Origin of the sequence: Hoeflea prorocentri (genome assembly GCF_027944115.1) — a bacterium.
GTDB lineage: Bacteria > Pseudomonadota > Alphaproteobacteria > Rhizobiales > Rhizobiaceae > Hoeflea_A > Hoeflea_A prorocentri.
Map to the genome: position 1 here is coordinate 1,580,551 of NZ_JAPJZI010000001.1, position 14,426 is coordinate 1,594,976.

Annotated in this window: 14 protein-coding genes; 13 read left to right on the top strand and 1 reads right to left on the bottom strand. The window is 58.1% G+C overall.

Going from position 1 to position 14,426, the window contains the following annotated elements; genetic code table 11:
* The first annotated feature begins 68 nt into the window (after positions 1 to 68).
* From nagZ to OQ273_RS07370, 11 genes are all read left to right on the top strand, one after another.
* A complete protein-coding gene (gene nagZ / locus OQ273_RS07320) occupies positions 69 to 1,097 on the top strand; it encodes a beta-N-acetylhexosaminidase (protein WP_267989807.1) in 1,029 nt (342 codons plus the stop codon).
* A gap of 12 nt (positions 1,098 to 1,109) precedes the next feature.
* On the top strand, positions 1,110 to 1,970 hold the full coding sequence (locus OQ273_RS07325) for a segregation and condensation protein A (RefSeq protein ID WP_267989808.1): 861 nt from the start codon (positions 1,110 to 1,112) through the stop codon (positions 1,968 to 1,970).
* A complete protein-coding gene (gene scpB, locus OQ273_RS07330; RefSeq protein ID WP_267989809.1) occupies positions 1,971 to 2,714 on the top strand; it encodes an SMC-Scp complex subunit ScpB in 744 nt (247 codons plus the stop codon).
* A gap of 32 nt (positions 2,715 to 2,746) precedes the next feature.
* Positions 2,747 to 3,838, top strand: a complete 1,092-nt coding sequence (locus tag OQ273_RS07335) for an ABC transporter ATP-binding protein (RefSeq protein ID WP_267989810.1) — start codon at positions 2,747 to 2,749, stop codon at positions 3,836 to 3,838.
* A gap of 42 nt (positions 3,839 to 3,880) precedes the next feature.
* Positions 3,881 to 4,081 carry a twin-arginine translocase TatA/TatE family subunit gene (locus OQ273_RS07340; RefSeq protein ID WP_267989811.1) on the top strand — a complete coding sequence of 67 codons (201 nt, stop codon included), beginning with the start codon at positions 3,881 to 3,883 and terminating at the stop codon, positions 4,079 to 4,081.
* A gap of 75 nt (positions 4,082 to 4,156) precedes the next feature.
* On the top strand, positions 4,157 to 4,783 hold the full coding sequence (gene tatB, locus OQ273_RS07345) for a Sec-independent protein translocase protein TatB (RefSeq protein WP_267989812.1): 627 nt from the start codon (positions 4,157 to 4,159) through the stop codon (positions 4,781 to 4,783).
* 35 nt (positions 4,784 to 4,818) lie between these two features.
* Entirely contained in the window at positions 4,819 to 5,610 is a 792-nt protein-coding gene (gene tatC, locus OQ273_RS07350; RefSeq protein ID WP_267993047.1) for a twin-arginine translocase subunit TatC, read from the top strand.
* 78 nt (positions 5,611 to 5,688) lie between these two features.
* A complete protein-coding gene (gene serS / locus OQ273_RS07355; RefSeq protein WP_267989813.1) occupies positions 5,689 to 6,972 on the top strand; it encodes a serine--tRNA ligase in 1,284 nt (427 codons plus the stop codon).
* Positions 6,973 to 6,995: 23 nt separating this feature from the next.
* Positions 6,996 to 7,751, top strand: coding sequence for a 5'/3'-nucleotidase SurE (surE, locus tag OQ273_RS07360; RefSeq protein WP_267989814.1), 756 nt, complete (start codon positions 6,996 to 6,998; stop codon positions 7,749 to 7,751).
* Positions 7,748 to 8,401 (top strand): protein-L-isoaspartate(D-aspartate) O-methyltransferase, encoded by a 654-nt coding sequence (locus OQ273_RS07365; protein WP_267989815.1) that lies wholly within the window; start codon positions 7,748 to 7,750, stop codon positions 8,399 to 8,401. Before surE ends, OQ273_RS07365 begins: the two co-directional genes overlap by 4 nt.
* 160 nt (positions 8,402 to 8,561) lie before the next feature.
* Positions 8,562 to 10,283, top strand: coding sequence for a peptidoglycan DD-metalloendopeptidase family protein (locus OQ273_RS07370; protein ID WP_271292095.1), 1,722 nt, complete (start codon positions 8,562 to 8,564; stop codon positions 10,281 to 10,283).
* A 73-nt stretch (positions 10,284 to 10,356) separates the two neighbouring features.
* Here the strand turns inward: OQ273_RS07370 and OQ273_RS07375 are convergent, their stop codons facing one another.
* Positions 10,357 to 11,244 (bottom strand): ATP-binding protein, encoded by an 888-nt coding sequence (locus OQ273_RS07375; protein ID WP_267989817.1) that lies wholly within the window; start codon positions 11,242 to 11,244, stop codon positions 10,357 to 10,359.
* A gap of 184 nt (positions 11,245 to 11,428) precedes the next feature.
* Here OQ273_RS07375 and yajC point away from each other — a divergent pair, with 184 nt between their 5' ends.
* Positions 11,429 to 11,770: a preprotein translocase subunit YajC gene (gene yajC / locus OQ273_RS07380; protein WP_267989818.1), complete on the top strand. Its 342-nt coding sequence runs from the start codon at positions 11,429 to 11,431 to the stop codon at positions 11,768 to 11,770.
* A 78-nt stretch (positions 11,771 to 11,848) separates the two neighbouring features.
* Positions 11,849 to 14,425: a protein translocase subunit SecDF gene (gene secDF, locus OQ273_RS07385; protein WP_267989819.1), complete on the top strand. Its 2,577-nt coding sequence runs from the start codon at positions 11,849 to 11,851 to the stop codon at positions 14,423 to 14,425.
* Position 14,426 lies beyond the last annotated feature (1 nt).

The following is a 14,426-nucleotide window of genomic DNA, read 5'->3' on the forward strand; positions in this document are numbered from 1 at the left end:
TTTTTACTCGCAAACCAGCAATGAAATAGCGGGCTGTGCTTTGCGCTGCGGCGGTGTATGATTCGTCCATGGCCGAATCAAAAGCGATGATCCTTGGATGCGGCGGATTAACGCTTACGGATGAAGAAAGGTCCTTCTTCAGGGCGGAACGCCCTTGGGGCTTCATCCTGTTCGCTCGCAACATCCACGAAAGACAACAGGTCATCGACCTGGTGGCGTCGATGCGCGAGTGCGTGGGGCGTACCGATGCGCCGGTTCTTATTGATCAGGAGGGTGGACGCGTTCAGCGGATAAAGCCGCCACTTGTCCCGGACTATCCGCCTGCCTCGGCAATCGGAGATGTCTACCGATCCAGTGAGGCTGATGGATTGCGCGCCGCCTGGCTGATGGGCCGGCTGCATGCGCATGATCTTTCGGGATTTGGTATCAATGTTGATTGTCTGCCTGTTCTCGACGTGCCAATGGATGGCGGTCATGACGTGATCGGAAACCGGGCTTTTTGCAAAGAGCCCGAGGCAGTCGCAGCCCTGGGGCGTCAGGCAATGGACGGTCTGACCGCAGGCGGTGTGCTTCCCGTCATAAAGCATATGCCCGGACACGGACGGGCAACGGTCGACAGCCATCTTCACATGCCCGTCGTCGATGCGGAACCGGAGGACCTTGAGACTAGCGATTTCGTTCCGTTTAAGAAGCTGGCGGATGCACCGATGGCCATGACGGCCCATGTGATGTTTTCCAAAATCGATCCCGATCGCCCGTCAACCTCGTCACCGGTCATCATCGAGGACGTCATTCGTAAAAAAATAGGTTTTAACGGGCTGCTGATGTCAGATGACCTGTCCATGAAGGCACTTTCTGGGGATTTTGCTTCCAAGACCGATGCAATATTCGGGGCCGGATGCGATGTAGTGCTTCACTGTAACGGTGTGATGGAAGAGATGGTGGAGGTCAGCGCCCACAGTCCGGACCTTGATGGTGCATCAGCACGAAGGGCACAACACGTCCTTTCGCTTTTCGGTGCGGGAGAGAAAGCTGACGAAGAAGCATTGCGGGCTGAGTTTGCCGGCATCATGGGTAAGAAGAGCCCTCTGGTTTGAGGACCTGATATTATGGCGAATGCGTTACGCGAGCAGCAGAAACCGCAGGGGTCGAAAGCCCCGATGGACAAGCTGTGGGAAAATGCTGCGGGCACGGAACGCGGGCTCAGCGAACCGGCTCTGGTAATTGATATTGATGGCTTTGAAGGGCCGCTTGATCTGCTGCTGCACCTTGCACGCACCCAGAAAGTCGATCTGGCGCGGATTTCGGTGCTTTCTCTTGCCGAACAATATCTGACCTTTATCGACAGCGCGCGACGTTTGAGGCTGGAGCTTGCAGCGGACTATCTGGTGATGGCGGCATGGCTGGCCTTCCTGAAATCAAAGCTGCTCATTCCGCAAAAGGCGGATGGAGACGAGCCGACCGGCGAAGAGATGGCGGCGCAGCTGGCATTTCGTCTCAAGCGGCTTGAAGCGATGCGCGATGCGGCGACGCGGCTCGTCAACCGCAACCGGGTTGGCCGGGATGTGTTTGTGCGCGGAGATCCGGAACCGGTGGTTATCCAGCGCACGTCGGAATTCGAGGCCACGCTTTATGATCTACTGAATGCCTATTCCGGACTGCGCCAGCGCCAGTCGGTGACCCAGGTCACGATATCCAAGCGCCGTGTCTGGTCGCTGGGCGATGCGCGGGTGATCCTGCAACGCATGATCGGCGAGTTGCATGAATGGACGGCGCTCGATCACTTTCTCGTCAGATATCTGTCCGATCCGGAAGAACGGGCAACGGCTATTGCCAGTTCTTTTGCCGCCTCTCTGGAAATGGTGCGCGAGGGACGTCTTGAGATGCGGCAGGACGTACCGTTCGCACCGATTTACCTCCGGCGCGGTCAGGACGCGGACAAAAAGGACAATAAAGAGGAGACGGCCTAGATGGCGGAAGGAACGCAGGCCAATGTGGTGCCGTTCGACAAGGATGCGACTGTGACACCGGCTGGCGAAGACGGTGACGACGCGGTAAGGCGCGCACTGCTGGAGGCTGAACGGATCGCTGAAGCGCTGGTCTTTGCTTCAGCCGAGCCGGTGCCGGAAAGCGTGATCGCCGAAAAGTTGCCGGAAGGCACCGACGTCCGTTCCGTCATGAAGCGCCTTGCAGCGTTTTACAGTCTGCGTGGTGTCAATCTGCTGCGCGTGGACAACAATTGGGCGTTCCGCACAGCGGCGGACCTTTCCTTTCTCATTCACCGCGATCAGGTCGACGTGCGCAAATTGTCGCGGGCCGCGCTCGAGGTATTGGCGATTATCGCCTACCATCAACCTGTCACACGCGCCGAGATCGAAGAAATCAGGGGGGTTGCGACATCGCGTGGCACGCTGGATGTTCTGCTCGAATCCGGCTGGATCAGAATGCGCGGCCGCCGCAAGACTCCCGGACGGCCGGTGACCTATGGAACAACGCTGGATTTCCTGGACCATTTCGGGCTGGAGGAACTGCGCGATCTTCCAGGTGTCGAGGAACTGAAAGGAGCAGGGCTTCTTTCTTCGCGCATTCCGTCGAACTTCCAGGTTCCCGTTCCGCCGGCCAATGACGACCTTCTTGAGGACGAAGACCCGATCACACAGGCTGATCTTGAGGAGCTCGGCCTCTTGACACCGATGGGTGAAGAAGACGACTAGTAGCGGAGTTTGATCCACACTGAAGGCGTTCCTTGACTCTAGCCTCCGCACAGTCCCGTCCTCAGCCGAGCGCTGGCGTGACCATCGCCGCCGAGTTGGCGTTTGACGGCATCCGGCACGATTATCACGGCCAGTTCACGGTGGACGGTGTTTCGTTGCATGCGGAGCCGGGTGAGTTGCTGTGTTTGCTGGGGCCATCGGGGTCCGGGAAAACGACACTGCTTCGTCTTGCGGCGGGACTTGAGCTTCCGCGGGAAGGGCGCATCCTGCTGAATGGGCAGGAGATGTCGGGACCTGGTGTCTTCGTTCCGCCGGAGCGTCGTGGCGTCGGTATGATGTTTCAGGACTTCGCGTTGTTTCCGCATATGAGCGTTTTTGAGAATGTGCGCTTCGGATTGAACGCGCTGTCGGAAGCGGAATCCAAAAAGGAAGCGATGGCAGCACTCGAACGGGTTGGGCTTGCGCAATATGCCGAGCAGTACCCGCATGCGCTGTCCGGCGGCGAACAACAGCGGGTCGCCCTTGCGCGGGCGCTTGCGCCACGGCCGTCGGTCCTTTTGATGGATGAGCCGTTTTCCGGTCTGGATTCGCGCCTCAAGGACACCGTTCGCGACGAGACCCTCGCCATTTTGCGCGAAACCCGTGCGACCGCTCTCATGGTGACGCATGATGCCGAAGAGGCCATGCGGATGGCTGACCGGATTGCCCTTCTCAATGAAGGCCGTTTGGTTCAGATCGGCACGGCGGAAGATCTGTATTACCGGCCCGTCGATCTTTTTGCCGCCGCGTTCTTCTCTGAGCTCAACGTGTTTCATGCAACGGTTTCGGATGGCAGGGTTTCGACGCCGCTTGGCAACTTCGGTGCAGGAGATGCGCGGAACGGCGCCCGAGTTGCCGTTGCGATCCGGCTGCCGAGTGTGGAGGTGCGCGAAGATGAGGGAGATATTCCGGCCCGCATCGTGTTCCGCCGTTTTCTCGGTGTTGTCGAGCAATTGGGACTTGCTATCCCCGGTACCGAACAGGTTGTTCAGTCAAGAATAAGGGCAGGCTTGCTCAAGTCGGGATTGCGTGAGGTGATGCTTTGCGTTAACGACCGTGACATAATGGTGTTTGAAAGTGGTTAGAAACAACCTAAATCAGACATATATCCTCAGGGAGACACAGTAATGGGTAGTTTTAGCATTTGGCACTGGCTGATCGTTTTGGTCGTTGTGCTTTTGCTGTTTGGTCGGGGCAAGATACCCGAGCTAATGGGTGACGTCGCCAAAGGCATCAAGAATTTCCGCAAGGGAATGGGTGAAGAAGAGCCTACGGATACGGCAAAGACAGTTGAGCACAAGGCAGACGAGAAGACCGAAAAGAGCTGATCGGCTTTCGCGCCGAACAATCTGTTTTCTTAATATGCATTGTGACCGCAGTTCACGCTGCGGGGAGTGGCATCTATGTTGGATTTAGGCTGGCCCGAACTGCTGCTTGTCGCGATGGTGTTGATCATTGTCGTCGGGCCAAAAGACCTGCCGGCAATGCTGCGCACTTTCGGGCGCACGACCCGCAAGTTGCGTTCCATGGCGGGCGAGTTCCGCAGCCAGTTCGATGAAGCGTTGAAGGAAGCTGAGCTCGACGACGTCAAGGATGTCTTGAATGAAGCCAAGGGCCTCAATCCGAAAAGCATTCTGAAGGACGTCGTTGACCCGATCAGGGATGCCGGAAACGAGATCAAGGCCGATCTCGACAAGGCCATGAAGGATCCGGTTGAATCGAGCAGTGGTCCGGCGTCGGCGTCGACTGGAAAGACTTCAACGACTACGAAGCCAGCGGCGAAAAAACCGGCTGCTGCGGCACAGGCCAAAACTTCGCAATCGCAGACCGCCTCAAAGAAGAAACCGGCAGCACGAAAAACAACTGCCCGCCAACCGGCAACGAAAGCCAACGGTGCCGCCAAAGCGCAATCAGCGACCAAAAAACCGACGGCAAAGAAGCCGGCGGCAGAAAAGGCCACAGCTAAAACGAGTACTCGTAAGCCCCGGGCCAGCGCCAAATCTGCCAAGAGCAGCGGGGATGCCGCGTGACCACTGAGGAACTTGAAGACACTGCTCAGCCGCTGATGGCTCATCTGATTGAGCTGCGCCAACGCCTGCTCTGGGCGGTGGGTGCGTTTTTTGTTGCGTTTCTGGTTTGCTTTTTCTTTGCCAAGCAGTTGTTCAATCTGCTTGTCATTCCGTTTTCGTGGGCTGTCGAATGGGCGGGCCTTGAAGACCGGCAAATCGAATTGATCTACACCGCGCCTCAGGAATTCTTTTTCACGCAGATCAAAATTGCGATGTTCGGCGGCCTGATCATCGCGTTCCCGATGATCGCGGCGCAGATCTACAAGTTTGTGGCTCCGGGTCTCTACAAGAATGAACGGTCGGCTTTCATGCCGTTCCTGATCGCCTCGCCGATCCTGTTTCTGATTGGCGGTGCGCTGGTCTATTTGTTCTTTACGCCCATGGTACTCTGGTTCTTCCTTGCCATGGAGCAGCCCGCCGGTGGCGGACAGGTGGCGATCGAGCTACTTCCGAAGGTCTCTGAATATCTCGATCTGATCATGACGCTGATTTTCGCCTTCGGGCTGGTGTTCCAGCTTCCCGTGGTCACGACGCTGCTTGCCAGGGTCGGGCTGGTAACGGCCGACGGTCTGGCCTCGAAACGTAAATATGCGATTGTTGCGGCCTTCGTCGCCGCGGCCATCCTGACACCGCCTGATCCCGCCAGCCAGATCGGCCTTGCGCTTCCTACGATCCTTCTCTACGAGATTGCCATCTATGCAGCCCGACTCATTGAGCGGCGGCGTGCTGATGCCGTGTCTCAGGACGAGGAAGAGGACTCCTCCACAGAGGAAAAGGCGTCGTCGTAGACACCTGCTTCCCAGGATTGGGTTCCCGGGTTTATAGCCGGGACCGCATATGTTTTTAACTCGCTTCGGGCAAAGACCATGCTTGATATCAAATGGATACGTGAAAATGCTGCGGCTCTGGACGCCGCTCTCGCAAAACGTGATGCGGCGGCAGTCTCGGCCGAGATCATCCGAATTGACGAAGAGCGTCGTGAACGCGTTCAAAAACTGCAGGACATGCAGTCACGGCGCAATGCTGCATCAAAGGAGATCGGCGCCGCGATGGGGCGCAAGGATCAGGAGACCGCCGACAGGCTGAAGGCGGAGGTTGCGGAACTGAAATCGGCATTGCAGAGCGCTGAAGAAGAGGTCCGGGCGCTCGATTCACGCCTGGAAGTGGCGCTGTCCACCATTCCCAACATGCCTTTGGACGACGTGCCGGAAGGTGCGGATGAAGACGACAATGTGGAAGTTCGCAAGGTCGGCACAAAACCGGGTTGGAACCACAAGGCGATAGAACATTTCGAAATCGGTGAAGCGCTTGGGCAGATGGATTTCGAATTGGCGTCGCGGATTGCCGGCAGCCGTTTCGTGGTTCTGCGCGGTCAGCTCGCCAGGCTTGAGCGGGCGCTTGGCCAGTTTATGCTCGACATGCATACCGGCGAGCACGGCTATACGGAAGTTCAGCCGCCTCTGCTGGTTCGCGATGAAGCGGTCTTCGGCACCGGGCAATTGCCTAAATTTGCCGAAGACCTGTTTCACACGACGGATGGCCGCTGGCTCATTCCAACTGCCGAGGTGTCGCTGACCAATCTGGTTCGCGAAGAAATATTCGATCACGATCGCCTGCCGTTGCGCTTTACCGCGTTGACGCCCTGTTTCAGATCGGAAGCCGGATCGGCCGGGCGGGATACGCGCGGCATGCTGCGCCAGCACCAGTTCAACAAGGTGGAACTGGTTTCCATAACCGATCCGGAAAGCTCGCTCGACGAGCTTGAGCGTATGACGTCCTGCGCGGAAGAGGTGCTGAAACGTCTGGGGCTACACTATCGCGTGGTGGTCCTGTGTACCGGGGATATGGGCTTTGGCGCACGCAAGACCTATGACATCGAGGCCTGGCTGCCCGGGCAGGACACTTACCGCGAAATCTCGTCCTGTTCGGTGTGCGGGGATTTCCAGGCGCGCCGGATGAACGCGCGCTTCCGCAGATCCGGCGAGAAGGGCGTGCAGTTTGTGCATACGCTGAACGGTTCCGGCGTTGCCGTCGGACGGGCGCTGATCGCTATTATGGAGAATTATCTCAACGAAGACGGCTCGGTGAGCGTTCCGGATGCGTTGCTGCCCTATATGGGCGGCATAACGCGCATCGAACGCGCTGACTGATTGGATGTGAAAGTTACGGCGCCATGCGGATATTGCTGACCAATGATGATGGAGTACATGCCGAGGGACTGGCCGTTCTCGAACGTGTCGCAAGGCAGTTCTCCGACGACATCTGGGTTGTCGCGCCGGAAACGGATCAAAGCGGTCTGGCGCATTCGCTGACGCTTTCGGAACCCTTGAGGCTGAGGCAGATTTCTGATCGGCATTTTGCCCTTAGGGGCACGCCGACCGATTGTGTCATTATGGGCGTGCGCGACCTTATGGAAAGCCCGCCGGACTTGATCCTTTCGGGCGTGAATGCCGGTGTCAATATTGCCGACGGCATCACCTATTCGGGGACCGTTGCAGGCGCCATTGAAGGAACGCTGCTTGGAATTCGCTCGATCGCGCTCAGTCAGGCCTACCGCTGGTCGGAGGGGCGGGTGGTGCCCTGGGAAACAAGCGAGGCGGCGGCACCGGAGCTGCTTGCCAAACTGATCGGTATCGATTTGCCGGCAGGTACGTTCCTGAATGTGAATTTTCCCTATTGTGCGCCAGACGATATCGACGGCACCGTTGTGACGGCCCAGGGCAAACTCGTCCATGGCATCGATCTTGACCGGCGTGAGGACGCACGTGGCTTTCCCTATTACTGGCTGCGCTTTTCGCACAACACGACCGAGCATGTGCCGGGAACAGATCTTGCCGCGATAATGGAAAACAGGACGTCTGTTACGCCGCTCAAACTCGATCTGACCGATTACGAAGTCCAGCAGCGCATCGTGGAGGCGCTGGATTGAGAAGCAATCTGAGCGAGAAGGAAGGGTTTGCAGCACTGGTTCTCAGGCTGAGAGCCGATGGCGTGTCCGACAAGCAGATGCTGTTGGCTGTTGAGCAGACGCCGCGGAGCCTGTTTGCACCTCCGGCCTTTGTGGATCAGGCTTACGCGCCCCGTACCATCCCGATTGAATGCGGCGAGTCCATGGAAGGCGCCGATCTTGCGCTGAAGATGCTTCACCTGCTTGAGCTTGAACCCGGGCAACGGGTGCTCGAAGTGGGCACCGGCTCAGGCTTTACCGCGGCGGTGATCTCGAGGATTGTCGAACGCGTTGTGACGATTGACCGTTACCGAACGCTTTCCAAGCTTGCCGCGCAGCGCTTTTCCCATCTTGGTTTTTCAAACATTGTCGTCGAGACCCGTGACGGGCAGGAGCGGTCTGCCCAGGAGGGGACCTTTGACAGGATCCTGGTCACGGCGGCTTTTGAAGAAATGCCGCGCACCTTTGCCGAGCGACTGGTGTCGGGCGGTAAGCTCATAGCCGCGATCGGTTCGCCAGATCAGCCGCAGATGCTGGTCAAGCTGACCAAAATCGGCAGCCGCTTTGAACGGGAAGATTTGTTCCCTGTCCGGTTTCAGCCATTGTTGCCCGGTTGCGCCGCAGTTCTGTGACGGTGCCTTCAAGCGCCGACGTTGCGGTGCTTTGCCGACGTGGAACTGCCGTCGATGCGGTGTTTACATGCCGTTGAAATTTTTGCTTTTTGCTTAACCCGACAGTAACCTTAACACTGTTAGATACGCCCCATATGTTTTGCGTAAATGGGTTCGTATGATGCGTATCAGAATACCCGCCGTTTCTTCACGTGCCGCCAGCAAGCTGATCGGTGCGGTCTGCCTGGCAAGCCTTGCCGCCGGCTGCAGTTCCGAGGTAACGCGCTTTCAGGACGGTCTTTTCACGGGGACGGTTCCTGAGCCTCTCGGCCGGGGTGCGCCGTCGCGTCCGGCATCCCAGCAACAGCCCGACACATCCGCTCTCAATCAGCCTTATCCAGGTGACATGAGCGCCAATTCATCGGCCTATGACACGACGCATACCGGGTCGGTTCCACGGTCGGGCCCAGCCTTGGCGCGGCCTTCCCAGCCGTCATCGCAGCAGGCGCCGGTCTATGTTCAGCAGGCGGCAGTCGAGCGCAAGCCGCTCCGGCAGGCGCCTCCCGTTCAGCCTCGCGTCCGCGACATTGCGCTTTCACCTGTTCCGGTTGTGACTGAGCGGACCGTGGATGTGCCGGTCAAGAATATCCCGACACCCTATCCGGCTCCCACGCAGACTGCCGCTCTTGGCGCGTCAGCAAGCGTTCCGGTTGATCCGATCATTACCGGCGGTACTCCGTCAAGCACTGCGGCCCGCAAGGCGGAAGCCGCTTCCAGCAATGTTGTCGGCGGTTGGTCCACAACAGGTGGTACACGCGTCAAAATCGCGCCGGGAGAGACGATTTACAATCTGTCCCGCCGTTACGGTGTGCCGGCGCGCGAGATCATGAAAGCCAACAATATCGCCGACCCGTCGAAGGTTGCGGCTGGCGAGGTCGTTGTTATCCCGACCTACGTTTATTCGCGTACGGCTCCCATTTCGGCTCCGGACAACAATCCGAAGACACGTGCTGCGCGCGCCACCACGGGCTATCAGGGTGAGGCCCGTCCGGACAAGGTGCCGGTACCGGTGCCTGCGCCCGTTCGTCAGGCGGCCGTCCTGCCCACGGCGCCGTCGGTGCGCGAGCCTGTCAGGCAAAATGATGCAAGTCAGACGGCCGTAAGCCAGGGCACTGCAGCTGAGAAAAAACCCAAGCCTGCGGGCTCCAATGCTGCCGCGGCAAAAGGTACATACACCGTCAAGGCAGGTGATTCACTCAGTGCGATTGCATCGCGCACCGGTATGTCCGTGTCAGCGTTGAAGACTGCAAACGGCCTGAGCGATTCCAAGATCCGCATCGGACAGGTCCTTCGCGTTCCGCAATCGGCAACCGGCGTTGATTCTGTTCAGACCGCAAGTGTTGCCAGCAAGCCGGAAAAAAGGCCGGCATCGGCTGCCAGCGTCTCGACCTATGCCGTGGAAACCAAAAAAGCCGACAAGGTAAGCACTGTGGCTGCCGTCAAGGCGGATGCTCCGAAGGCCACCGGCATCGACAAATTGCGCTGGCCGGCCCGTGGTCAGGTCGTTGGCGCCTATGGGGCCGTCGACAATGGCAATAGAAATGACGGGATTGATATCTCGCTGCCGAAGGGAACGCCGGTCAAAGCGGCGGAGAACGGTGTCGTTATCTATGCCGGGACCGGCCTGAAGGAGTACGGCAAGACGGTTCTGGTGCGTCATGCCAATGGCCTGGTCAGCGTTTACGGCCATGCCAGTGAATTAATCGTCGAACGCGGTGATAGCGTCAGCCGTGGCCAGGTTGTCGCCCTTTCGGGAATGAGCGGACAGGCCAAGGCTCCAAAGCTGCACTTCGAGATACGGAAAGACGCCAAACCCGTCGATCCGATGACTTATCTCGAGTAGGGACGCTCCAGTCTCAAGCAGGAAAAGCCGGGTCCGCACGTTCCCTTGCGGGCCCGGTTTTATTTTGTCCGGATCAATCCCGGATTTCGTCGAAGCGCCTTCCCAGGCGTCCGGCGAGGTCCTGTGTGAATTGCCAGGCGACGCGGCCAGAGCGCGCTCCACGTGTTGTGGCCCATTCAAGCGCTTCGGCGCGCAGGGTCTCGTCGTCTACGTCGAGACCATAGTGTTTTGCATAGCCGTCGACCATTTCCAGATATTCGTCCTGGCTGCATTTGTGGAAGCCGAGCCAAAGTCCAAACCGGTCGGACAGAGACACCTTTTCTTCCACCGCTTCGGAGGGGTTGATCGCGGTTGAGCGCTCGTTCTCCATCATGTCGCGCGGCATGAGGTGGCGGCGATTGGATGTGGCATAGAAGACGACATTTTCCGCCCGGCCTTCCAGCCCGCCCTCAAGCGCGGCCTTGAGCGATTTGTAGGTGGTATCGTCATGGTCGAAGGACAGATCGTCGCAGAAGAGGATAAACCGTTCCGGCAGGCCGCGCACGAGAGCCATGAGCTGTGGCAGGCTGTCTATATCCTCGCGGTGAATTTCCACCAGCTTGAGCGCCGATGATGCATTGGCCGTTTGCGCGACAATGGCGGCATGTGTCGCCTTGACCAGTGAGGACTTGCCCATGCCGCGCGCGCCCCAAAGCAGCACATTGTTGGCTGGCAGGCCCTCGGCGAAACGCTGCGTGTTGTCGTGAAGAATATCGCGCACACGGTCGACCCCGCGGATGAGGCCGATATCGATGCGGTTGGGGCTGGTCACCGGCTGCAGATGGCTGGTTGCCGGGTCCCAGATAAAGCAGTCAGCCGCCGTCAGATCCGTTTTGACGGGGTGCGGGCCTGACAGCGCCTCCACCGCCGTTGTAAGCCTTTGGATTTCTTCAAGCAGTTTTTGAAGCGTCGCCTTGCTCACGGCAGTTCCCTTTTCCGGCCAAATCCGTCTGTGCGGTAGCATGATGATGCGCAGACGAAAAGGGCAGGCCGGTTGCGCGGGCAGTTGCAATAGTGCCCGCGACACTATATCTGGCACAGCAAAGGGCCGGTAATAGCGGTCTTCATGTGAGCTGGGTAAACCTTGCCTAAGAGGAGCTAATTAAATGTTTGTAACACCGGCATATGCGCAAGCTGCTGGCGGAGGCGGCGGCGACCTACTTGTGTCGATCATGCCGTTTATCCTGATTTTTGTTATTATGTATTTCCTGATCATCCGGCCGCAGCGCCAGCAGATGAAAAAGCGTCAGGAAATGCTTTCAAATGTTCGTCGCGGCGACCAGGTCGTTACAGGCGGCGGCATTACCGGCAAGGTTACCAAGGTGGTCGACGATACGGAAGTTGAAGTCGAGATCGCCGAGGGGCTGAAAGTGCGGGTCGTGCGCTCCATGCTGGCTGACGTGAAAGTGAAGGGCGAGCCCGTCAAAGAAACGGCGCAAAGCAAGTAGACTACTCAAATGGCGGGTTTATTTCCGCCACTTGGCTGAGTTACGCCTGAACCGATTGCCCGACGAACCGAGAATAATATGCTGTATTTTTCCCGCTGGAAAACCACTCTGATCTGGCTCGCTATTTTGGCCAGTGTCGTCTTTGCTGCGCCAAACCTTCTGTCACAGCAACAACTGGCGGCCTTGCCGGACTGGATGCCGAAAAAGCAGCTTACGCTCGGCCTCGACCTGCAGGGTGGCTCGCATATTCTTTTGCGTGTCGAACGCGAGGATATCGAGAAAGAACGGCTTGAAACCGTCGTTGACGATATGCGTCGGTTGTTGCGTGAAGAGGGGATCGGTTACACGGGCCTGTCCGGCAACGGTCTTGTCGCACAGGTTCGGATCCGTGATTCTGCAAATATCGAACGGGCCAAGGATGCGCTTTCGGAGCTGACGCAGTTAGTGAATGCCGGTCTGCTCGGCGGAGGCGCGTTGCGCGAAGCGGAGCTTGACGAGCCGCAACCGGGGCTGTTGCGCATTACGTTGACCGAGGAAGGTATCAACCACCGCATTTCATCGGCCGTATCACAATCGATCGAGGTGGTGCGGCGACGGGTCGATGAACTCGGCACCACGGAACCGGTTATCCAGCGTCAGGGCACGGACCGTATTCTCGTCCAGGTGCCGGGATTTGACGATCCACAACGCCTCAAGGATATTTTGAACCAGACGGCGAAACTGACATTCCATCTGGTCGACCGTTCCATGCCCGCCGAAGAGGCGCTCAGGGGACGTCCCCCCGTTTCTTCGGAAATCGTCTATTCCAATGATGATCCACCCATTCCGTTTCTGCTTCAGCGGCGACCGCTTCTTTCGGGTGACAATCTGGTCGATGCGCAGGCCGGGTTCGATCAGCGGACCAATGAACCGATCGTTACGTTCCGCTTCGACACGGCCGGTGCTCAACGCTTCGGCCAGATAACCCAGCAGAATGTTGGCTATCCCTTTGCGATCGTTCTCGACGAGGCGGTGATCACGGCTCCGGTTATCAACGAACCGATATTGGGTGGCACGGGCCAGATATCCGGCAACTTCACGGTTGAATCGGCGAACGATCTGGCTGTGCTTTTGCGGGCGGGTGCGTTGCCTGCGACACTGACGGTGATCGAGGAGCGGACTGTCGGGCCTGGCCTTGGCGCTGACTCGATCGCCGCGGGCGAAATTGCCGGGATCATCGGCGCCATTCTGGTTGTTACTTTTATCTTCGCAGCCTACGGGTTCCTGGGGTTGATCGCCAACCTGGCGCTGATCTTCAACGTCACGATGATCATCGCATTGCTGACCCTTATCGGTGCAACACTGACGCTGCCGGGTATTGCGGGCATTGTTTTGACTGTTGGTATGGCGGTCGACTCGAACGTTCTGATCTATGAGCGTATCCGCGAGGAACGACGGGGAGGGCGATCGCTCATTCAGGCCATTGATGCCGGTTTCCAACGGGCGTTCGCAACCATCCTCGACGCCAACATCACCACGCTCATCGCGGCTGTGATCCTGTTCTATCTCGGTTCCGGTCCGGTTCGCGGCTTTGCCGTGACGCTGGCCATCGGTATTGTCACGACGGTTTTCACCGCCTTTACGGTGACACGCTGGATGATTGCCGAGTGGGTTCGCCGCAGCAGGCCTAAGGCGCTGCCGAGGGGATTGCTCGCCGAACTGTTCGGCAATGCGCATTACAAATTCATGTGGCTGCGCAAATTCACCTTCATGTTCAGCGCCGCTGCCGCACTTGCGTCGCTGGTTCTGTTTGCCACGGTCGGTATGAATTACGGTATCGATTTCAAGGGCGGCTCTGTCATTGAGGTCCAATCGAAATCCGGGCCGGCTGACGTGTCGGATATTCGCTCGCGCTTGTCCGATCTCAATCTGGGCGATGTCCAGGTGCAGGAATTCGGTTCGCCGGAAGAGGTGCTGATCCGCGTTCAGGCTCAAGGTGGCGGTGAGAACGCGGAACAGACGGTTATTACCAAGGTGCGCGGAGATCTGGAGGACGACTATACGATCCGAAGGGTTGAGGTGGTCGGTCCTACCGTGTCGGGTGAACTGGCACAGGCCGGCACGATTGCCGTGCTGACGTCGCTCTTTGCCATATTGATCTATATCTGGTTCCGGTTTGAGTGGCAGTTTGCACTTGGCGCGATCATAGCGACGGTCAACGACGTGATCCTGACGATCGGTATGTTTGTGATAACGGGCGTTGAGTTCAACCTGTCGAGTATCGCGGCGGTGCTGACGATTGTCGGCTATTCGCTCAACGATACGGTGGTGGTCTATGACCGTGTGCGCGAGAATCTGCGACGATACAAGAAGATGCCGTTGCCCGATCTTCTCGATCTTTCGGTCAACCAGATGCTGTCACGTACCGTTCTGACGTCGGTGACGACCCTTCTGGCCTTGCTTTCGCTGTTTATATTCGGTGGAGAGGTGATCCGGTCGTTTACCTTCGCGATGATCTTCGGTGTCATCATCGGCACCTATTCGTCCACCTTCATTGCCGCGCCGGTTCTGATCCTGTTCAAGTTGCGGGGTGAGAACTTCCAGGCGGGCATGGGCAAGGACGAAGAGCAGCAGCAGGGCGAGGAAAGCAAGGGACCTGCGCCCGGGACGGCCTAGG